The organism is Halomonas salsilacus (assembly GCF_051216275.1).
Lineage (GTDB): Bacteria > Pseudomonadota > Gammaproteobacteria > Pseudomonadales > Halomonadaceae > Halomonas.
This window is the reverse complement of record NZ_JBPKAQ010000006.1, coordinates 41,620-63,172: the sequence shown is the minus strand read 5'-3', so window position 1 is coordinate 63,172 and position 21,553 is coordinate 41,620. Positions and strand designations below refer to the sequence as shown.

At 66.6% G+C, this 21,553-nt stretch carries 14 protein-coding genes; 7 read left to right on the top strand and 7 right to left on the bottom strand.

What is annotated here, in order from left to right; genetic code table 11:
* Positions 1-49 precede the first annotated feature (49 nt).
* Positions 50-1,075, top strand: a complete 1,026-nt coding sequence (locus ACR80S_RS10175; protein ID WP_435403121.1) for a nucleoid-associated protein — start codon at positions 50-52, stop codon at positions 1,073-1,075.
* 208 nt (positions 1,076-1,283) lie between these two features.
* A complete protein-coding gene (locus ACR80S_RS10170; protein ID WP_435399162.1) occupies positions 1,284-2,615 on the top strand; it encodes a GGDEF domain-containing protein in 1,332 nt (443 codons plus the stop codon).
* On the opposite strand, the gene trxC is transcribed toward ACR80S_RS10170, so the two are convergent.
* Positions 2,524-2,967, bottom strand: coding sequence for a thioredoxin TrxC (gene trxC / locus ACR80S_RS10165; RefSeq protein WP_435399163.1), 444 nt, complete (start codon positions 2,965-2,967; stop codon positions 2,524-2,526). The two genes, ACR80S_RS10170 and trxC, sit on opposite strands and share 92 nt — an antisense overlap.
* Positions 2,968-3,141: 174 nt before the next feature.
* Between trxC and ACR80S_RS10160 the strand changes: the two genes are divergently transcribed.
* On the top strand, positions 3,142-4,941 hold the full coding sequence (locus tag ACR80S_RS10160; RefSeq protein WP_435403120.1) for an ABC transporter transmembrane domain-containing protein: 1,800 nt from the start codon (positions 3,142-3,144) through the stop codon (positions 4,939-4,941).
* A 14-nt stretch (positions 4,942-4,955) separates the two neighbouring features.
* On the opposite strand, the gene ACR80S_RS10155 is transcribed toward ACR80S_RS10160, so the two are convergent.
* A complete protein-coding gene (locus ACR80S_RS10155; RefSeq protein WP_435399165.1) occupies positions 4,956-7,361 on the bottom strand; it encodes a DNA polymerase II in 2,406 nt (801 codons plus the stop codon).
* A gap of 5 nt (positions 7,362-7,366) precedes the next feature.
* Complete coding sequence (locus tag ACR80S_RS10150) at positions 7,367-7,666, bottom strand: DUF1294 domain-containing protein (protein ID WP_435399166.1); 300 nt, start codon at positions 7,664-7,666, stop codon at positions 7,367-7,369.
* A 357-nt stretch (positions 7,667-8,023) separates the two neighbouring features.
* Between ACR80S_RS10150 and acnB the strand changes: the two genes are divergently transcribed.
* The 3 genes from acnB to ACR80S_RS10135 all read left to right on the top strand — a co-directional run bounded on the left by acnB (position 8,024) and on the right by ACR80S_RS10135 (position 13,308).
* Complete coding sequence (gene acnB, locus ACR80S_RS10145) at positions 8,024-10,627, top strand: bifunctional aconitate hydratase 2/2-methylisocitrate dehydratase (protein WP_435399167.1); 2,604 nt, start codon at positions 8,024-8,026, stop codon at positions 10,625-10,627.
* A gap of 221 nt (positions 10,628-10,848) precedes the next feature.
* Complete coding sequence (gene rraA / locus ACR80S_RS10140; protein ID WP_435399168.1) at positions 10,849-11,337, top strand: ribonuclease E activity regulator RraA; 489 nt, start codon at positions 10,849-10,851, stop codon at positions 11,335-11,337.
* Between the two features lie 87 nt (positions 11,338-11,424).
* Positions 11,425-13,308 (top strand): glycerophosphodiester phosphodiesterase family protein, encoded by a 1,884-nt coding sequence (locus tag ACR80S_RS10135; protein ID WP_435403119.1) that lies wholly within the window; start codon positions 11,425-11,427, stop codon positions 13,306-13,308.
* A gap of 7 nt (positions 13,309-13,315) precedes the next feature.
* On the opposite strand, the gene ggt is transcribed toward ACR80S_RS10135, so the two are convergent.
* Entirely contained in the window at positions 13,316-15,145 is a 1,830-nt protein-coding gene (gene ggt, locus ACR80S_RS10130) for a gamma-glutamyltransferase (protein WP_435399170.1), read from the bottom strand.
* Between the two features lie 109 nt (positions 15,146-15,254).
* The gene (gene ppsA, locus ACR80S_RS10125) at positions 15,255-17,627 is read right to left on the bottom strand and encodes a phosphoenolpyruvate synthase (protein ID WP_435399171.1); all 2,373 of its coding nucleotides are present in this window, start codon (positions 17,625-17,627) and stop codon (positions 15,255-15,257) included.
* 267 nt (positions 17,628-17,894) lie between these two features.
* On the opposite strand from ppsA, the gene ppsR reads away from it, so the two are divergent.
* Positions 17,895-18,728: a posphoenolpyruvate synthetase regulatory kinase/phosphorylase PpsR gene (gene ppsR / locus ACR80S_RS10120; protein WP_435399172.1), complete on the top strand. Its 834-nt coding sequence runs from the start codon at positions 17,895-17,897 to the stop codon at positions 18,726-18,728.
* Here ppsR and ACR80S_RS10115 read toward each other — a convergent pair.
* Complete coding sequence (locus ACR80S_RS10115; protein WP_435403118.1) at positions 18,725-19,945, bottom strand: CaiB/BaiF CoA transferase family protein; 1,221 nt, start codon at positions 19,943-19,945, stop codon at positions 18,725-18,727. The two genes, ppsR and ACR80S_RS10115, sit on opposite strands and share 4 nt — an antisense overlap.
* Positions 19,946-20,107: 162 nt before the next feature.
* Positions 20,108-21,289 (bottom strand): acyl-CoA dehydrogenase, encoded by a 1,182-nt coding sequence (locus ACR80S_RS10110; protein ID WP_435399174.1) that lies wholly within the window; start codon positions 21,287-21,289, stop codon positions 20,108-20,110.
* Positions 21,290-21,553: the final 264 nt, after the last annotated feature.

The window sequence follows — 21,553 nt, the reverse complement described above, 5'->3', positions numbered from 1 at the left end:
CCGAGGCAGGTATCATCGCCGCCCTCGTCCACCACCCCGGGAGGCCCCCATGCCGATCCTCAACGCCATCGTTCACCGCATCGAGAAGAATGGCGACGCCCCGGCCAGGCTGGTGCCGGCCGAGGCGCCACTTCCCCAGGCCGATAGCCTGGACGCCCTGTTGGAGGGGCTCAACAGGGCCTACCACGGCAAGAGCAAGGCGTGGGGCCACTTTCCGGACGCTACGGAGAGCGCCGAGGGGGCCGAAGAGGGAAGCAAGCGTACCTCGCCGCTGCCCGGGGAACTGGCCGACTACCTCGCCGAGGGCCGCGATTTCACGTCCCTGACCCGCGGCATCGCCGAGCGCCTGACCGCCCTGCTCGACACCCACCTGTCGGTGTCCGGCGACATGATTGTACTGGAGACCCGCTTCGGGGACGGACACTTCCTCACCCTGGCCCTGCTGCACCATCGCGAGGGCTTCGCGGTAGACGAGTACCTCGCGGTGGTGCCGGCGCGTCAGCTCAACCTGGCCCAGATGAGCCTCGCCGCGCGCATCGACCTGACCCAGTGGCGTACCGGCGACTCCCGCCAGTACCTCTCATGGATCCGCGACCGCGGCGGCAAGGCGCTTGCCGAAGGCTTCGCCGCCTTGCTCGGCGCCGTGGAAGGGGTGGATGCCACCGGCGAGACACGTACCCTGCTCAGGGCCTTCAGCGATTACGTCGAGAAAGAGGATCTCCCCGAGGAAGCGAGTCGCGAGAAGACCGACGCGCTGATCAACTATGCCAGCGACCAGGCAAGCCGCGGCGAGCCGATCACCCTGGAGGAGCTCTCGGAGGTGCTCGACGATCAGCAGCCCAGAGCCTTCTTCGAGCATATCCGCAACGCCGACTACGGCCTTTCGCCGGAGATCCCGCCGGACCGAAAGGCCCTCAGCCAGTTTCGACGCTTCGCCGGCCGCGCCGGGGGGGTATCGATCAGCTTCGACTCCCACCTGCTCGGCTCCAGCGTCGAGTACGACGAGAACGCCGATCGGCTGATCATCAAGCAGGTGCCCAAGCAGTTGAAAGAACAACTCAAAGGAAAGAACTGATCCAGAAAGAATGAGATAACTCAGGCTAGCAGCCTGATTATCAAGGATTATCTAATAACGTAAGCCTTGGCTTACAAGAAATGTAGGCAATAAAGGACAGCCCATTTAAGGGGCTGGCGCCCCGCCAGATTCCCGACCAAGATGCATCAGATACCCAAGCGAAAAGCGTCCCGCGCTCGTCATGAGCCCGGTACCCGAGGGATCTGGCATGCGGCAACTGATTGGAGAGGCTGAGCTCCTGAACTGGCAGGCTGAGTTCAGGGACCCGGCCATGGAGGCGCTGTTCAAGCGCTCGATACTGGCGCATCACGCCTGCCAACTGCGCCTGGCACTTGGCCTGATTGCGGGGCTCTTCCTGGCCTTTGTTCTGGCCGACTATGTACTTCTCGGATTCGGCGATAGCTTTGCCACCTTGCTTGCCTTTCGCCTGGTCACCGTGGTGGCCTGCCTAGTCGTGGCTCTGGCAGTCTGGCGACGGCCGGCGGTGGCCCAGATGATACTGCCCGTCAACCTGGTCTGCCTGCTGTGCCTGTCCGTGATGCTGCTGACCATCCTGCTGCGCCCCCTGCATGAGGGCATCCACGTCGCTTCGCTGGTGGTGGCCAGCATGGCGCTCTATCTCTTCCTGCCCAACCGCCTGCCCTGGATGCTGGCCGGCAATGCCTACCTGATCGCGGGTTTCCTGACGGCGTCACTCATTGGTTCCAACCTGCCGCCGGTGCTGGTGATGACCAGCCTGCTGCTGCTGATTTTCGTCAACCTCCTCGGCTGGATGACCATCACGCGGATCAAGCGCCTCAAGCGCGAGCAGTTTGCCCTGCTGCTGGAGGAGCGCTCGACGAATCGCCGACTCAAGGAGGAGATCCACGAACGCGAGGAATTGGAGGCACGGCTGCGCCACATGGCCTGCACCGACGGCCTGACCGGCATTGCCAACCGTCGACACTTCTTCGAGCTGGCCGAGCAGGAACTGCGCCGCGCCCGTCGAGACGGGACCCCCCTGGCGCTATGCATGGTCGACGTGGACCTCTTCAAGCAGCTCAATGACCGTCACGGTCATGCGCTGGGCGACCTGGTGCTCGCCACGGTGGCCGGCTGCTGCCAGTCGGTACTGCGGGAGTCCGACGTGCTGGGTCGCTATGGGGGCGAGGAGTTCGTGATCGCTCTGCCGCTGGCTGACCTGGATACCGCGACGACCATCGCCGAGCGGTTGCGCGAGAGGGTCAGTTCTCTAACACTGCCGATGCTCGGAGACGCGACTTCGCTGACCGTCACCGTGGGCGTCAGCCGTGTCGAGGAAGGCGAGTCGCGGCTCGACCCGGCCCTGCTTCGCGCCGATCGGGCGCTCTACGAGGGAAAGGCACGGGGTCGCAACCGCGTGGTGATATCCCCCCGGCCATTGCCGGATGCCCATTCGCCGATCGGCAGGCCCGACTGGGCCTCCTGTCTCATGACGATGCCAGATGCGGACGCAGCCACTGACGCAGCTGGGTCACTTGCAGCACCCCTGGCTGTCGGGCTACCTCCCGGCCGTTCCTGAACACGATCAGGGTGGGAATGCTGCGGATGCCGAAGCGCCCGGCCAGAGCCTGCTCCGCCTCGGTATCGATCTTTGCAAAGCGCATGCGGGGCTCCAACTCGCGGGCCGCCTCGGCGAAGATCGGCGCCATCATCTTGCAGGGGCCGCACCAGCCGGCCCAGAAGTCCACCACCACTGGCAGTTCGCTGCGCTCCACCAGGGCATGAAAGCTGGCTTCCGTCAGCGCCACAGGCTCGCCGGTGAACAGCGAATGTTTGCACTTCCCGCACTTCGGGCCGTCGTTCAGGCGGGCCTGACTAACACGGTTGACGGCGCCACAGTGTGGGCAGCCAAGGGTCAGGGAGTCGGTCATGGGGGTCTCTCAGGGTAGCGTTGTCTGAAGCCGAATATGGCGCTTGATCACTCGCCCTTCAAGCGACATCGCGACGCGCCACCCCCTTCGCTTTCCTCCCTGCCAGGCGGCGGCCTTGCCGGGCTGCTATCGTCGGCGCATGCTCCCTTACTTTCCTGTCTGCCGAGATCCGCGATGAGTTCACGCCCCGACCCGCGCGTGCTGCTGCGCCTGCTGGGCCTGCTGGCCCCCTATCGATGGCGCCTGGCCCTGGCGGCCCTGGTTCTGCTGGTGGCCTCGGGCAGCGTGCTCCTGCTCGGCCAGGGGCTGCGCCTGGTGATCGACCGCGGTTTCATGGCCGCCGACAGTGCCGCCCTGGGCCACGCCCTGGGGCTGATGCTCGCCGTGGTGACGGTGCTGGCCATGGCCTCGGCGCTGCGCTACTACCTGGTGACCTGGATCGGCGAGCGCCTGGCCGCCGACCTGCGCCGCCGAGTCTTCGACCACCTGCTGACCCTGGAGCCCGGCTTCTTCGAAAGCGCCCAGGCGCCCGGTCAGGCAGCCGGCGAGATCGTCTCGAGGCTCACCGCCGACACGAGCGTGCTGCAGAGCCTGTTCGGCTCCTCGGTCTCGCTGGCCCTGCGCAACCTGCTGATGCTGATTGGTGCCGTGGCGCTGATGCTGGTGACCCAGCCGTGGCTCTCGGCCATCGTCCTGCTGGGCATTCCCGCCACGGTGCTGCCGATCCTGTGGTTCGGGCGGCGGGTGCGACGGCTGTCGCGCACCAGTCAAGACCGGGTGGCCGAACTCGGTCGCTATGCCGACGAGGCGCTCTCCGGCATTCGCACCGTCCAGGCATTCACCCACGAGGCGATCGACCGTCGCGACTACGCGGGTCGCGTCGAGGAGGCCTTCGTCAGCGCCATCGACCGCACCCGCCAACGCGCCTGGCTGACCGGTATCGCCATGCTGGCGGTGTTCGGGGCGGTGGGCATCATGCTGTGGCAGGGCGGCCAGGCGGTGCTGGCCGGGACCATGACCGCCGGCGAGCTCTCGGCCTTCGTCTTCTACGCAGTGCTGGCGGCCGGCGCCGTCGCGACCCTTGCCGAGGTGGCCGGCGACGTGCAGCGTGCGGCGGGTGCCGCGGAGCGTCTGCTGGAACTGCTGGATACTCGGCCGAGCATTGCGCCACCGGCCGAGCCCGTGCCGCTGCCCAGGCCGCTCACCGGCGAGATCCGCCTGGAGGGGGTGAGCTTCACCTATCCGGGACGGGAAACCCCAGCGTTGGAGGCATTCGACCTGACGATTCGCCCGGGGGAGCGGGTCGCATTGGTGGGACCCTCCGGAGCCGGCAAGAGTACCGTGCTCGCGCTGCTACTGCGCTTCCACGACCCCAACGCCGGCACCCTGCTGCTGGACGGCATCGATCTTCGGGAGCTGGACCCCGGCGAGCTGCGCGCGGCGCTGGGCCTGGTGGCTCAGGAGCCGGTACTCTTCACCGGCAGCGTGGCCGACAACCTTCGCTATGGCGACGCCGATGCCAGCCTTGAAGCACTGCGTGACGCCGCGCGGGATGCCAACGCCCTGGCCTTTATCGAGGCCCTGCCCCAAGGCTTCGATACCCCGCTGGGACCCGGCGGCGTGCAGCTCTCCGGCGGCCAGCGCCAGCGCCTGGCGATTGCCCGTGCGCTGCTCAAGGATCCGCGGGTGCTGCTGCTGGACGAGGCGACCAGCGCCCTGGACGCCGAGAGCGAGAGAATGGTGCAGCAGGCCCTGGACCGGCTGATGGTGGGGCGCACCAGCCTGGTGATCGCCCACCGCCTGGCCACGGTGGTGGCCGCCGACCGCCTGCTGGTGCTTGACGAGGGGCGGCTGGTGGCCGCTGGGTCCCACGTCGAGCTGATGGCGACCAGCCCGCTCTACCGCCACCTGGCCGAGCTGCAGTTCGGGCGGCACCATGCGGACTCGGAGGCCGAGACCCACTCAGCCTACTAACACCGCAAGCCCGCTCAAAACAGCCCCAGTTGGCGGTCGATCAGGGTCGCGAAGTCGTCGCCCACAAAGGGCAGGATGGCGTCGGCCACCGGCTGCAGCTGACGGGTCAGGTAGTGGTCGGTATCGATGGGCGACGGATTCGCCTCCAGAGGCTCGGGGCCAGCCAAGGTCATCACATAGCGAATCCAGCCGCCGTGCTGGTACTGGCGCGGCCGGCCCAGCCGGTCGTTCTCCGCGTCGGCCAGCCGCGCCGCGCGCACATGGGGCGGCACATTGCGTCGGTAGTCGTCCAGGTGCCGCCGCAGGCGCTTGCGATAGACCAGCCGTTCGTCGAACTTTCCCGACCGGGCGCGCTCAAGGAAGGCCTGCACATAGTCACGCACGAAGTCCCGCCAGGGCTCACCGGTGAAAACGCGCCGGTAGAGCTCCTGCTGGAACACCTTGGCCAGCTCCGTCCAGTCGGTGCGCACCGTCTCGAGCCCCTTGAACACCAGCCGCTCGCTGCCATCGGCTTCCTGCACCAGTCCCGCGTAGCGCTTCTTGCTGCCCGCCTCGGCGCCGCGGATGGTGGGCATCAGGAATCGCCGGTAGTGGGTCTCGAACTGCAGTTCCAGGGCGCTCTCCAGGCCATACTCCTTCGCCAGCTGCTCTCTCCACCAGGCATTGACCCGGGCCACCAGCTCGTGGCCGATGGCCACGGCGTCGGCCTCGTCGAAGGCCCGGCCCAGCCAGACGAAGGTGGAATCGGTGTCGCCGTAGATAACGGTATATTTTTCGGCCTCGATCAGTTCCCGGGTGCGCCGCATGATTGCGTGGCCGCGCAGGGTGATCGACGAGGCGAGCCGCGCATCGAAGAAGCGGCAGCCCTTCGAGCCCAGCACCCCGTAGAAGCTGTTCATGATGATCTTGAGCGCCTGGGAGAGCGGCGCATTGCCGGCGCGCTTGGCGGCCTCGCGCCCGGCCCACACCCGCTCGACGATGGCCGGCAGGGCGTGGCGGGTACGCGAGAAGCGGGCACCACGAAAGCCCGGCACCGAGGCGACGTCTGTCGGGTCGGCGAGCCCCTCCACCAACCCCGCAGGGTCGATCAGGAAGCTGCGGATGATCGCGGGGTAGAGGCTCTTGAAGTCGAGCACCAGCACCGACTCATAGAGGCCGGGACGCGAATCCATGACGAAGCCGCCGGGACTCTCGGCGCCCTCCCCCGCGCCGAGGCTGGGCGCCACGAGACCCAGCCGATGCAGCCGCGGCAGATAGAGGTGGGTGAAGGCCGCCACCGAGCCGCCGCTGCGGTCGGCGGGCAGGCCAGTCACCGTGGCCCGCTCGAGCAGGAAGGTCAGCAGTTCGGTCTTTGCGAAGAGCCGCGTGACCAGCTCGCAGTCCTTGAGGTTGTAGCGGGCCAGCGCCGGCTTGTCCTCGGCGAACATGCGCAGGATGTCGTCGAGGCGTTGGTAGGGGTTGTCGATCGCCTTGCCCTCGCCGAGCAGCGCCCGGGCGACGGACTCAAGGCTGAAGGAGGGGAAGCGCCAGGTGGCCGAGCGCAGCGCCTCGATGCCGTCGATGATCAACCGCCCGGCGGCGGAGGCGAAGAAGTGGTTGGGCTGGTGGCCGTGGGGGCGCCACTCCAGCTCGGTGCCTCCGCGCCCCAGCCGCAGCGGTACGCCGAGCCGCTCGGCGTGCTCGCGCAGCACGCGCAGGTCGAACTGCACCAGGTTCCAGCCGATGATGGCGTCGGGGTCATGCTCGGCGAACCAGGCATTGAGGCGCTCGAGAAGCTTGACGCGGCTCGCGCAATAGTCGAGCGAGAAATCGAGTTCGCCTTCCCTGCCGTTGGCCAGCCCCAGCATATAGACCTGGCGCTGCCCGCAGCCCTCCAGGGCGATCGAGTAGAGCTCACCCCGGGCGCTGGTCTCGATGTCCAGCGACACCGTGCGCAGCCGCGGGCGGTAGTCTGGCTCCGGCCTCAGGCGCGCCTCCACCAGGCCGCCCTGCCCGTCTGGCTTTCCGATCACCTCCACCGGCGCGGTAATGAAGCGCTCCATCAGGTAGCGCTCCGGGGGACGGATATCCGCCTCGTAAAGCTCGACCCCGGCCTCGCGCAGGCGCCGGTCAAGCTGGGTCAGCTGGCGGTAGTGGCCACAGTAGAGGCCTAGTACCGGGCGCCGGTGGAAGTCGTGAAGTGCGAGCTCGCGCAGCCTGACGCCCGGCTCGCCGGCCAGCAGCACCTCGGCCCGCGCACGCTGCCGCACAGGCAGGAAGGCCACCGAGGGCTGTGCCGGCAGGCGCACCCTGAGGGGGCCCTGGTCGGTGGCCAGCCAGAGAGTGACCTCGGTGCCCTGGGGGGTCTCCTCCCAGTGGCGGGTGAGGATAAAGCCGCGCCGGGAGATGACTTCCCCCTGTGCGGAGCCATGGTTCGTCAAGTGTCCTACTCCAGACCCGCCAGCTGCCGCAGGCCCGCAGCGCCGTCCGCCATGACCAGCCAGGCCACCAGTCCGGTATTCACCGCCACACAACCCCATAGAATATTCCCGAAGGGCTGCTTGCGGGTCTTGTGGCGGAACCAGCGCCGAGCCAGCAGGGCTCCCGGCCAACCGCCCATGACGGCGACAAGGTGCAACATCGACTCGCGGATACGCCGCCTGTCCTGTCGAGCCGCCGCCTTGTCGATGCGATAGAGGACCACCGCCGCCAGGCTCGCCAGCAGGTAGATGCCCATCAGCAGCATGTAGCGGCCACCTCGCCTTCAGGTGCCGATGAACTTGGCTGGTGCCAGATCCTTTCTTGGTTCGGCATCATGCGCATTGCTAACCCCATGACCGGCTGAGCGTGAAGGCGGCATTGTCCTATACGGCCGGGCCGAGCACTACTTTTCCTCGGCGTGTAGCCAGACCCACACCCCGCCGACCAAAGTGCTAGGCCCCGCGGGACGGGGCTTACTTAACATTGTCGACAGTCTCGCGTAGAATCGCGGCCATTCAGGACGGGGGATCCTGCACCCCTGACTCCCGTGCCAGAAGCCTGTTTCGGCAAGGATTCTGCCGAGCCGCGCCACTCTGGCTCCACTAGCAATGAGGGCCCTAACGTGCTTGAAGCCTATCGCCAACATGTCGAGGAGCGCGCCGCGGAAGGCGTGCCGCCGAAGCCGCTGAACGCAGAACAGGTCGCCGCACTGGTCGAGCTGCTGAAGACCCCGCCGGCCGGCGAGGAAGAGGTCATCCTCGACCTGATCACTAACCGCGTTCCCCCCGGTGTTGACGAGGCCGCCTACGTTAAGGCCGGTTTCCTCACCGCCATCGCCAAGGGCGAAGCCGAGTCTCCGCTGATCGACAAGATCCACGCGGTGAAACTGCTGGGCACCATGCAGGGCGGCTACAACATCGTCTCCCTGGTCGAGCTGCTGGACGACGCCGAGCTGGCCAAGGAAGTGGGCGAGCAGCTCAAGCACACCCTGCTGATGTTCGATGCCTTCCACGACGTGGAAGAGCGTGCCCGCGCCGGCAACGCCGTGGCCAAGGACGTCATCCAGTCCTGGGCCGAGGCCGAGTGGTTCCTCTCCAAGCCCGCCTTGGAGGAGAAGATCACCCTCACCGTCTTCAAGGTCACCGGCGAGACCAACACCGACGATCTCTCCCCCGCGCCTGACGCCTGGTCGCGTCCCGATATCCCGGTGCACGCCAATGCCATGCTCAAGAACGAGCGCGACGGCATCGAGCCAGAGGTGCCCGGCACCACCGGCCCGCTGAAGCAGATCGAGGCCGTCAAGGCCAAGGGCTTCCCGGTCGCCTACGTCGGCGACGTGGTCGGCACCGGCTCCTCCCGCAAGTCCGCCACCAACTCGGTGCTCTGGTTCTTCGGCGACGACATTCCCTACGTGCCCAACAAGCGCGCCGGCGGCTTCTGCTTCGGCAGCAAGATCGCTCCGATCTTCTTCAACACCATGGAAGATTCCGGTGCCCTGCCCGTGGAGATGGACGTCGCCAAGCTCGAGATGGGCGACGTCATCGACGTCTACCCCTATGAGGGCAAGGTGTGCAAGCACGGCACCGACGAGGTACTCACCACCTTCGAGCTGAAGACCCAGCTGATCCTCGATGAGGTTCGCGCCGGGGGCCGTATCCCGCTGATCATCGGCCGCGGCCTGACCACCAAGGCGCGCGAGTCCCTGGGCCTGGCCCCCTCCGATGTCTTCCGCCTGCCCGAGCAGCCCGCCGACACCGGCAAGGGCTTCACCCTGGCCCAGAAGATGGTCGGCAAGGCCTGCGGCCTGGACGGCGTGCGCCCGGGCATGTACTGCGAGCCGGCCATGTCTACCGTGGGCTCCCAGGACACCACCGGCCCCATGACCCGCGATGAGCTCAAGGACCTGGCGTGCCTCGGCTTCCAGGCCGATCTGGTGATGCAGTCCTTCTGTCACACCGCCGCCTACCCCAAGCCCGTCGACGTGGACACCCACCACACCCTGCCCGACTTCATCATGAACCGCGGCGGCGTCTCCCTGCGTCCGGGCGACGGCATCATCCACAGCTGGCTGAACCGCATGCTGCTGCCCGACACCGTCGGCACCGGCGGCGACTCCCACACCCGCTTCCCGCTGGGCATCTCCTTCCCGGCAGGCTCTGGCCTGGTAGCCTTCGCCGCCGCCACTGGCGTGATGCCGCTGGACATGCCGGAATCGGTGCTGGTGCGTTTCAAGGGCGAGCGTCAGCCGGGCGTCACCCTGCGTGACCTGGTCCACGCCATTCCCTACTACGCCATCAAGGAAGGCCTGCTGACCGTCGAGAAGTCCGGCAAGAAGAACGCCTTCTCCGGTCGCGTGCTGGAGATCGAGGGTCTTGAGGACCTCACCGTCGAGCAGGCCTTCGAGCTCTCCGACGCCTCCGCCGAGCGTTCCGCCGCGGGCTGTACCATCACCCTGTCCGAAGATAGCGTGAGCCAGTACCTGAACTCCAACATCACTCTGCTCAAGTGGATGATCGCCAACGGTTACGGCGACCGCCGTACCATCGAGCGTCGCATCCAGGGCATGGAAGAGTGGCTGGCCAATCCGAGCCTGATGCGCGCCGACAAGGACGCCGAATACGCCGAGATCATCGAGATCGACCTGGCGGAGCTCAAGGAGCCGGTCCTCTGCGCCCCGAACGATCCCGACGACGCCCGCCTGCTCTCCGACGTGGCCGGCGAGAAGATCGACGAGGTGTTCATCGGTTCGTGCATGACCAACATCGGCCACTTCCGCGCCGCGGGCAAACTGCTCGAGAAGCAGCCGGCCGGCAGCCTGAAGACCCGCCTGTGGCTCGCCCCGCCGACCAAGATGGACCAGCACCAGCTGACCGAGGAAGGCTACTACGGCATCTACGGTCGCGCCGGTGCGCGCATGGAGATGCCCGGCTGCTCGCTGTGCATGGGCAACCAGGCCCGCGTCGCCGCCAAGAGCACCGTGGTCTCCACCTCGACCCGCAACTTCCCGAACCGTCTCGGCGACGGTGCCAACGTGTACCTCGCCTCTGCGGAGCTGGCGGCCGTGGCCGCCGTGGAAGGTCGCCTGCCCACCGTCGACGAGTACCGCCGCTACATGGGCGAGTTCGACGCCATGGCCGGCGAGATCTATCGTTACATGAACTTCCACGAGATCGAGGAGTATCAGAACGCCGCTTCCAACGTGATTCCCGTCACCCAGGAAGCCTGATAGCCCCGTTTTCTGATATCCTCAGCTTCGACTCCGATGCTCGCAACATCGAATGGCCGCCCTCGTGGCGGCCTGAGCCGACGGTAGAAGCGCCCCCGTTTGGGGGCGCTTTTTTCGTTGCGGCGTCCTGCGTGAGCGTTCGTTTCCTCCAAAGCCGTCCTGTCTGATCGGTCCGGCTATGGCATCATCGAAGCTCGATACCCGGTGCAAGGAGCCCCGACATGAGCCATATCATTACCCCCGATATCTGCGATGCCCATCCCGAGGTGCAGGTACTTGACCCGTTGTTCGTCAACTTCGGCGGCCGCGAGGCCTTCTGCGGGCAGATCCGTACCGTGAAGTGCTTCGAGGACAACTCCCTGGTCAAGCAGGCCGTGGCCGAGCCCGGCGAGGGTGCGGTGCTGGTGGTGGACGGCGGGGGCTCGCAGCGCTGCGCCCTGCTCGGTGACATGGTGGCCGAGCAGGCCGCCGACAACGGCTGGAGCGGGGTGGTCCTGTACGGCTGTGTGCGTGACGTGGATGTGCTGGCCGAAACCGAGCTGGGCGTACAGGCCCTGGGCGCCCATCCGCGCAAGAGTGAGAAGCGCGGCGAGGGGCAGCGTGATATCCCGGTGACCTTCGCCGGTGTGACGCTCACCCCCGGCGAGTGGCTCTACGCCGACAACAACGGCATCGTGGTGGCCAATGAGCGCCTGCCCCTGGAGGGCTGAGCCGCCATCGGCGGCACCGGGCAGCCCCTTGCAGCCCGGTACAGGCGGGTGTCACCCTGAGCCCATGATCCTCACAGCGAACGCGCCATGCTGGCCCTCTCCCAACTGAGCCGCGATGTGCTGCGCACCCTGCGCGAGCACCTGCGGCCGCTGATTGTCTATCATCTGTTCTTCACCCTGCTGGCCTCGCTGCTGCTGCTCCCGGCAGTGGCCTGGAGCCTGACCAGGCTGCTCGCCCGCTTCGGCCGCCCGGTGATCACCAATGCCGAGCTCATCGACATTCTGATGAGCGTCGGCGGTGCGCTGTGGCTGCTGGCCGCCGTTGGCCTCACCTTCCTGGTGCTCTACCTCCAGCAGGCGGGGATGATCCTGGTGGCGGTGCGCCCCCGCGACAACCACGTGCACCTGGCTTTCGAGGCGCTGTGGTGGACCCTGCGCCGGCTGCCCCAGCTGGCCGCGCTGGTGGTGGTGCAGGTGGGCGCCCACCTGCTGCTGGCGATCCCAGTCGTCTTCGCCATCGCCTGGCTCTATGGCGCCTTCCTGGGCGGGCTCGACCCCTATTATATCCAGCGGGTACGCCCACCGGCGCTGTGGCAGTTCCTGGCCATCGGCCTGCCGCTGGTGGTCACCTGGGCGGCCATCGCCGCCACCCTCTACTTCCGGTGGATCCTGGCCCTGCCGCTGGTGGCCGTGGAGGGGCTGTGGCCCCGCCAGGCGCTGGGGCGCAGCCATCGCCTGACCCACGGACGCAAGGGCCCCATCGCCGTGGCGGTGATCACCCTGCTGCTGGTGATCATCGCCCTGCCCCTGCTGGCCACCCTGCTCTTCGACCGGCTGTTCACGCCGATGCTGTGGTGGTTGCCGGAACGCAACGCCGTGCTGGTCCCGGCCACGCTGGCCTACCTCACCACCTATGTGCTGCTGACCCTGGCCATCACCTTCGTCGGCATCGCCGCCAACGCCCTGCTCTCCGCCTGTCTCACCCTGCGCCTGGCCCACCGCGAACCTCGCCCGGCCCCACCCCCCGGCAACGCCCACCCCGGCCGCCTGGCATGGGCGCTGGAGCTGGGGGTGATCGCCTTTGCCCTGTCCCAGGCGTGGCTGATCGTCAACAGCTTCGAGCTGCGCGACGAGGTCGCCATCATCGCCCATCGCGGCAGTTCCATGGCCGCGCCGGAGAACACCCTGGCCGCGGTGAAGCAGGCGCTGGCCGATGGCGCCGACTACGTGGAGATCGACGCGCGCCTCACCGCCGACGGCGAGGTGGTGCTGTTCCACGACCGCAGCCTGACCCGTCTCACCGGCGATCCGCGTGATCTGGGTGAGGTGACGCGGGAGGAGCTGGCGGCCTTCGACGTGGGCAGCTGGTTCGGCGACGCCTTCCAGGGCGAGCCGATCCCCGGCCTCGACGAGGCCCTGGCCGCGGTGCGCGGCCGAGGCGCCCTGATGATCGACATGAAGCCGGATCCCGGGCGGGAGGTGGCGCTGGTGGAGGGGGTGATCGCCTCCCTCCACGCCGAGGCGCAGGCGCGGCAGACCTGCCACGACGAGGCCCCGGATGACGAGGCGACCACGGCCTGCGGCGATGTGGAAGTGATCGGCGAGATGCGCCTGGCGACCATGTCGGCGGCATTGATCGAGGAGATTCGCGCCCGGGAGCCAGCGCTCAGGGTGACTCTGCTGGCCCAGCTGATCCTCCCCGGCACCCTGGACCGTCGCGGCTTCGACGCCCTGGGGCTGCGCCACAACCGCATCACCGAGAGCGAGATTCGCCTGGCCCGGCACTACGGTTATGAGGTCCATGCCTGGACGATCAACGATCGGGCACGCATGTCCCAGCTGATCGATCTGGACGTGGACGCCATCATCACCGACCGCCCGGAACTGCTCGCCGAGCTGCTGGACGACCGCCGCGAGCTCAGCGACGGCGCCCTGCTGCTGGTCAAGTTGCGCAACTGGCTGAGGCACTGACCTCCTGTCAGTCCCCCATCACCATCCCTTCCCGGCGCGAGTCGGCGCCACCGAAGAAGCCGGACTCGGTGCGCTGGATGGCCTGCAGGCCACTGACCAGCTCGCGCTCGCTGGCCTCATGGCCACGGGCATTGAGCGCTTCCAGGGTCGCGGCCGGGAAGCGCCCCTCCTCCAGGAACACCGGACCGCCCAGGGTGATGGCGTGTGGCAGGTCCAGGGCCTCCTGGGCATCGAGGCCCCATTCGAGCATCGCCACCAGCGCCTTGGCGGTGTAGTGGATGATGGCGGCCCCACCCGGTGAACCGAGGCTGGCCACCAGGTCGCCGCTGTCGCGACTGAACACCAGGGTAGGGCTCATGCTGGAGCGTGGCCGCTTGCCGGCTTCTACCCGGTTGGCGATGGGGCGGCCAGCCTCATCCTCGGGTTGGAAGGAGAAATCGGTGAGCTCGTTGTTGAGCAGGTAGCCGCCGGGCAGGCCGGTGCCCCCGTTGGCCATAATTCGCGCGCCGAAGGCAGCTTCGATGGTGGTGGTCATGGCGAGGCCGTTGCCGTGCTCGTCGATGATGCTGATATGGCTGGTGCCAAATTCAGGCTGCGTTGGCTGGACCGCCCAGGCAGTTGCGAGTTCGCCGGGGTTCCCCGGCTCGGCACCGTCGGTGCCCATGCTCTCGTCGCCGATCAGCTCAGCGCGCAGCTTCAGGTAATCGGGGTTGAGCAGGCTCGTCCAGTCGCGGCCGGGGGCCTCGACGAAGTCCGGGTCGGCGATGAACTTGCCGCGGTCGGCGAAGGCCAGGCGCGAGGCTTCCAGGAACTGGTGCAGCCAGGGTTCGGTGGGCACGCCCTCTTCCACCGGCGTCTCGATGTCAGTCAAATGATCGAGGATACCCACGATCTGCATGAGGGTCAGATGCCCGGAGGAAGGCGGCGGAAAACCGCAGATGCTCCAGAACTTCCAGTCCGTACAGATGGGCTCACGCTCCTTGGCGGCGTAGCTCGCCATATCCTCCCGGCTGAGAGACCCGGCCCGCACGTCATGGTCCTGCACCCGATCCACCAGATCCCGGGCGATATCCCCGGTGTGCAGCGCAGTGCTACCGTTCTCGGCGATCTCGCGCAGTATCGCCCCCAGCGCCGGGTTCTTGAGCTCATGGCCTTCGGCAAGCGGCTCGCCCTCTTCGGTGTAGTAGAAAACGCCACCCAGCGGGTCGTCGCGCAGGTGCTCCTCCGCCGCCAGACTGGTATGCAGGCGCCGGCTGACCGGAAACCCCTGCTCGGCCAGGGTGATCGCCGGGCCGAATAGCTCGGCCCAGGGGAGCTTGCCATGTTCACGGTGGGCCAGCTCCAGCATGCGCACCGTGCCTGGCACCCCGACCGAGAGGCCGCTGGCCGCCGCCTCCATGAAATCCAGGGGATTGCCCTCTTCGTCCAGGAAGAGCGTGCCATCCACGTCCGAGGGTGCCGTCTCGCGCCCGTCGAAGGCCTTGACCGTGTCGCCATCGTAATGCATCAGGAAGGCGCCGCCGCCGATCCCGCTGGACTGTGGCTCCACCAGGGTGAGCACCATCTGCACGGCGATGGCGGCATCGACGGCGCTGCCACCGGCCTGGAGTACCTGATAACCGGCGTCGGTGGCCAGCGGGTTGGCGGCGGCCACGGCGAAGCGCTCGGTGGCCCAGCCGGGCTTCTCCTCGGTCTCGGAGGCGACCTCCGGGGCGATGGCCGGCAGGTCATACTGGAAGGCGACCTCGGCCTGGGCCGCAAGCGGCAGGCCGAGCACCAGCGCGGCAGTCACCGGCACCAGCAGGCGGCGGCGGAAGGGAATGGCGGTCAATGTCATGAGGACAAGCTCCTTGTCGCTAGAAATTCCCGCAAGGGAGTCTGTCAGCATAGACGAAAGACGCCCGGCCGACGGGGGTCGACCGGGCGTCTTTACCACCGTTGGCGGCTTAGCCCAGCGTTTCGCCGGCGAGCATGAACCAGGTCTCCAGTACCGCATCGGGATTGAGCGACACGGAATCGATGCCCTGCTCCATCAGCCACTTGGCGAGATCGGGATGGTCCGACGGCCCCTGACCGCAGATGCCCACGTACTTGCCCTTGGCCTTGCAGGCCTGAATGGCCATGGCCAGCAGCTTCTTGACCGCCGGGTTACGCTCGTCGAACAGGTGGGCGACGATGCCGGAGTCGCGGTCCAGGCCCAGGGTTAGCTGGGTCAGGTCGTTGGAGCCGATGGAGAAGCCGTCGAAGTGCTCGAGGAAGTCATCGGCGAGCAGTGCGTTGGCCGGCAGCTCGCACATCATGATCACCTTGAGGCCGTTGTCGCCCCGCTTCAGGCCATTGGCCGCCAGCAGCTCGACCACCTGGCGGGCCTCGTCGGTGGTGCGCACGAAGGGCACCATGACCTCGACGTTGTCCAGGCCCATCACCTCGCGGACCCGCTTCAGCGCCCGGCACTCCAGCTCGAAGCAGGGCCGGAAGGTCTCGGAGATGTAGCGGGCGGCACCGCGGAAACCGAGCATCGGATTCTCCTCACCGGGCTCGTAGAGCTTGCCCCCGATCAGGTTCTCATACTCGTTGGACTTGAAGTCGGAGAGGCGAACGATGACCCGCTGGGGGTAGAAGGCGGCGGCCAGGGTGGAGATGCCCTCGACCAGCTTGTCGACGTAGAAATCCACCGGGCTGGCGTAGCCGGCGGTGCGCAGGTCGATGGTCTGCTGCAGGTCGGCGGGCAGGGTGTCGTAGTCGAGCAGTGCCTTGGGGTGCACGCCGATCATGCGGTTGATGATGAACTCCAGGCGCGCCAGGCCGACACCGGCATTGGGCAGGCTGGCAAAGCCGAAGGCACGGTCGGGGTTGCCCACGTTCATCATGATCTTGAAGGGGATCTCGGGCATGGCATCGACGCTGGTCACGCTGCGATCGAAGGCCAGCAGCCCCTCATAGACATGGCCGGTGTCACCCTCGGAGCAGGAGACGGTGACGTCGCGGCCATCGGCGAGCACCTGGGTGGCATCGCCGCAGCCCACCACGGCGGGAATGCCGAGCTCACGGGCGATGATCGCCGCATGACAGGTGCGTCCGCCGCGATTGGTGACGATGGCCGAGGCGCGCTTCATGATCGGCTCCCAGTCGGGGTCGGTCATGTCGGTGACCAGCACATCGCCAGCCTGGACCTTGTCCATGTCTTCTGGCGAGGCCACCACCTTGACGGCGCCCTGGCCGATACGCTGGCCGATGGCGCGGCCGGAGATCAGGTTGCGCCCCTTCTCCTTGAGCTGGAAGCGCTCGAGCTTGCCGCCCTCCTGCTGGGAGACCACGGTCTCTGGACGGGCCTGGACGATATAGAGCTCGCCGTCGTCGCCGTCCAGCGCCCACTCGATATCCATGGGGCGCTGGTAGTGCTGCTCGATGGTCACCGCCTGGCGGGCCAGGGCCATCACCTGCTCATCATTGAGGCAGAAGCGCCCACGCTCCTTGAGCGGCACGTCGACCGTTTCCACGGACTTGCCGGCGCTGGCCTCCTTGCCATAGACCATCTTGATCAGCTTGGAACCCAGGTTGCGGCGCAGCACGGCGGGGCGACCGGCGGCGAGGGTCGGCTTGTGGACGTAGAACTCGTCGGGGTTCACCGCACCCTGCACCACCGTCTCGCCCAGGCCCCAGGAGGCGGTGACGAAGACCGCGTCGCGGTAGCCGGACTCGGTATCCAGGGTGAACATGACACCGGAGGCACCTGTCTCGGAGCGCACCATCTTCTGCACCCCGGCGGAGAGCGCCACGTTCTCGTGGGCGTAGCCACGGTGGACGCGGTAGGAGATGGCGCGGTCGTTGAACAGCGAGGCGAACACCTCGTGCACGGCACGCTTGATGTTGTCGAACCCCTCGATGTTGAGGAAGGTCTCCTGCTGGCCGGCGAAGGAGGCGTCCGGCAGATCCTCGGCGGTGGCCGATGAGCGCACGGCGACCTTGAGGTTGGCATGCTGGGCGAGTAGCGTCTCGTAGGCGCTGCGCAGGTGCTGCTCGAAGGTCGGCGGCAGCGGCGTATCGATGATCCACTGGCGGATCTCGGCGCCGGTCCTGGCCAGGGCAGAGACATCATCCACGTCCAGGGTGGCCAGCGCGGCGTTGATGCGCTCGTTTAGGCCCTTGTGGGAGAGGAATTCGCGGTACGCATGGGCGGTGGTGGCAAAGCCGCCGGGGACGGTCACCCCGGCACCGGCCAAATTGGAGATCATCTCGCCAAGGGACGCGTTCTTGCCCCCGACTCGCTCCACATCGTCCATGCCCAGTACATCGAACCACAGAATGTAATCGTCCACGGGACCCCCTTGGCTTACGACGACAGGTGATCATGCCGGCAAGGCATGATGAGATGGTCGGCACTCTATCAAGCGGGGGCCATATTCGCCATTGGTCTAAACGGGTAGGGAGTGGAGGATTTTTACAACAGCAGGCCGATTTCAAGGATTCCTGTAGTCAACTAACGATGAGCCCCAGCGGCCGACGCTTGTGAGGGGCGGCCACGGCACCGACAATAGGGACGATTTCGCCTTCCCTGAATTCACTCAACTTGCGATGACGACACCATGACCCGTACCGCCTTCTTCATCTCCGACGGCACCGGCATCACCGCCGAGAGCCTGGGCCGCAGCCTGCTGGCGCAGTTCGAGAACGTCGAGATTCGCATGGTCACCAAGCCCTACATCGATTCGGTGGAGAAGGCCCAGAATCTGGTGGAGGTCATCAACGGCACCGCGGTGCACGACGGCGAGAAGCCAATCATCATCGACACCATCGTCGATGAGGAGATCCGCGACGTGATCCGCGAAGCCGATGGCTTCAAGATCGACATCTTCTCGACCTTCCTCAAGCCCCTGGAGCAGGAACTCGACACCCACTCCAGCTACACCGTGGGCCGCACCCACTCCATCGGCAAGGATGAGGTCTACATGGACCGCATCCACTCGGTGCACTTCGCCCTGGACAACGATGACGGCGCCCGCACCCACCAGTACGACAAGGCCGACGTGATCCTGGTAGGCGTCTCGCGCTGCGGCAAGACTCCCACATCGCTCTACCTGGCGCTGCAGTTCGGCATTCGGGCGGCCAACTATCCACTCACCGAGGACGATCTCGACGAGGATGGCACGCTCAAGCTGCCCACGGTGCTCTCGCCCCACCGCCACAAGCTCTTCGGCCTGACCATCGACCCGCGCCGGCTGGCGGCGATCCGCCACGAGCGCCGCCCCAACAGCCGATACAGCTCCATGGACCAGTGCGTGCAGGAGGTGGGCCAGGCCGAGGGGATCTACCGCCAACTGCATATCCCCTTCATCGACACCACCCGCTTCTCGGTGGAGGAGATCTCCACGCGAATGATCGCCGAGATGGGGCTGACCCGGCGCTTCTCGCCCCGCTAACGCACCACCCCTGCCCTTCTGAGCCGGGCAATATCGTCCGGCTTGAGGCCCATCTCGGCGAGTATCGCATCGCTGTCCTGGCCGAGCCGCGGCGGTGCGACCTCGCTGGTGGCACAGTCGCCGTCGAAGCGCAGGGGGTTCGCTACCTGGGGCACCTCGAGCTCACCCCGCCTCAGGGTGCGGTGCAGCCCACGGTGCTGCACCTGGGGGTCGTCGAACACCTCGGTGAGCGTGTTGATGGGGCCGGCGGGTATGCCGCGGACCTCGAGTTCGGCGAGCCAGTCGTCCCGATCGCGGGTCATGAGGATCGCCTGGATCATCGGCACCAGCACCTGGCGGTTGCCGACCCGGGCCGCGTTGCTGGCATAGGCCATGTCCTCGGCCCATTCCGGGTGGCCGAGCAGCTTGGCGAAACGCACGAACTGGGCGTCGTTGCCCACGGTCAGCACCAGGTAGCCATCGGCGCAGGCGAAGGCCTGGTAGGGCACGATGTTGGGATGGGCATTGCCGTGGCGCTCCGGGTTCTCTCCGCTGACCAGGGCGTTGAGCGCCTGGTTGGCCAGGGTCGCCACCTGGACGTCGAGCAGCGCCACGTCCACATGGCGCCCCACACCGGTGCGCGCCCTCTCCTGCAGCGCCGCCAGTGCCCCCACGCAGGCGTAGAGGCCGGTCATCACGTCGGTGATCGCCACACCGGTCTTCATCGGCATGCCGTCGGGTTCTCCGCCCAGGCTCATCAGCCCGCCCATGGCCTGGATCATGAAATCGTAGCCGGCGCGATGGGCGTATGGGCCATCCTGGCCGAAGCCGGTGATGGAGCAACCGATCAGCCGCGGATTGAGAGCCCGAAGGCTCGCGTAGTCGAGCCCGTAGCGAGCCAGGCCGCCTACCTTGAAGTTCTCCAGCAGGATATCGGCGCCTTCGGCCAGCCGTTTGATCAGCGCCTGGCCCTCCTCGGAGGCGATATCGAGGGCCAGCGACTGCTTGCCGCGGTTGGCGCAGAGATAGTAGGCGGCGACCTTCTCACGGTCGTCCTGTCCACTTTCAAGATCGTCTGCGAGCCAGGGTGGCCCCCAGCCGCGGGTGTCATCGCCACGTTCGGGGTGTTCGATCTTGATCACCCGTGCGCCCAGGTCGGCGAGCAGCTGGCCGGCCCAGGGGCCGGCCAGCACCCGCGACATGTCGAGTACCGTGATACCGTCCAGTGGTCCGCTCATCTCGAACTCCTTGCTCACACGGGGCTGATCCGGCAACAAGCTTCCGGGGAGGCGCCGTGAATACTTCCCTGCACGCTACCGACGCCATCCCTGGCGCAGGACCTCCCCTTCAGCTTATTCCCGGCGCCCCTCGTTATGGTCATCTGGCTTCTTACAACCATCTCAACCGGTAAACGCCTGGAGGCCGGTCTGGGAACGGCCAAGGATCAGGGCGTGGACGTCGTGAGTGCCCTCATAGGTGTTGACCGCCTCGAGGTTCATCACGTGGCGGATCACGTGATACTCGTCGCTGATGCCGTTGCCGCCGTGCATGTCGCGCGCCACGCGGGCGATATCCAGCGCCTTGCCGCAATTGTTGCGCTTGATGAGCGAGATCGCCTCGGGCACCAACTGGCCATCATCGATCATGCGGCCCACGCGCAGGGCGGCCTGCAGGCCCAGGGTGATCTCGGTCTGCATGTCGGCCAGCTTCTTCTGGATCAGCTGGTTGGCGGCCAGCGGGCGGCCGAACTGCTTGCGCTCCATGGTGTAGTCACGCCCGGCATGCCAGCACGCCTCGGCGGCCCCCATGGCGCCCCAGGCGATGCCGTAGCGAGCGCGGTTGAGGCAGGAGAACGGGCCCTTGAGGCCGGTCACGTTGGGCAGGCGCTGCTCGTCGGAAATCTCCACGTCCTGCATGGCGATCTGGCCGGTGATGGAGGCGCGAAGGCTGAACTTGCCCTCGATCTTGGGCGCGGTAAGCCCCGGCATGCCCTTCTCGAGGATGAAGCCGTTGATCACGCCCTCGTCGTCCTTGGCCCAGACCACGAAGACATCGGCGATGGGCGAGTTGGTGATCCAGGTCTTGGTGCCGTTGAGGCGCCAGCCGCCTTCGGTACGGGTGGCGCGAGTGATCATGCCTCCGGGGTCGGAGCCGTGGTCCGGCTCGGTCAGACCGAAGCAGCCCACCCACTCGCCGGTGGCCAGCTTCGGCAGGTACTTCTCGCGCTGGGTCTCGCTGCCGAAGGCGTGGATGGGGTACATCACCAGGCTCGATTGCACGCTCATGGCGCTGCGATAGCCGGAGTCGACACGCTCCACCTCGCGGGCGACCAGGCCGTAGCTGACGTAGTTGAGCCCGGCGCAGCCATAGCCGTCGATGGTGGCGCCCAGCAGGCCGAGCTCGCCCATCTCGTTCATGATCTCGCGGTGGAAGATCTCGTGGCGGTTGGCCTCCAGAACCCGCGGCAGCAGCTTCTCCTGGCAGTAGTCGTGGGCGGTCTGGTAGACCATGCGCTCGTCTTCGGAGAGCTGGTCGATCAGGCGAAAGGGGTCTTCCCAGCTAACGGGGGTGATCTGGCTCATGGCGTGGGCTCCATAGGAACTTCTGGGTGGAAAACGTAAGATTGGCGATGGTTAATATCTACATTTTACACAAATGTAGACTAATAGCATCGCCCTGCCAAGCATAAAAAAGGCCCCCCGAAGGGGACCAGGTGGAGCACGCCAGCTCAGAGGTGATCACCAGGTGGTGCGGTGATCATGTCTTTAACCTTGCGAAGACCGCACCAAAAAATGGATAGATGTTTTAATACAACATTATAGGGTTATTCGCGGACTCAGGCAGGC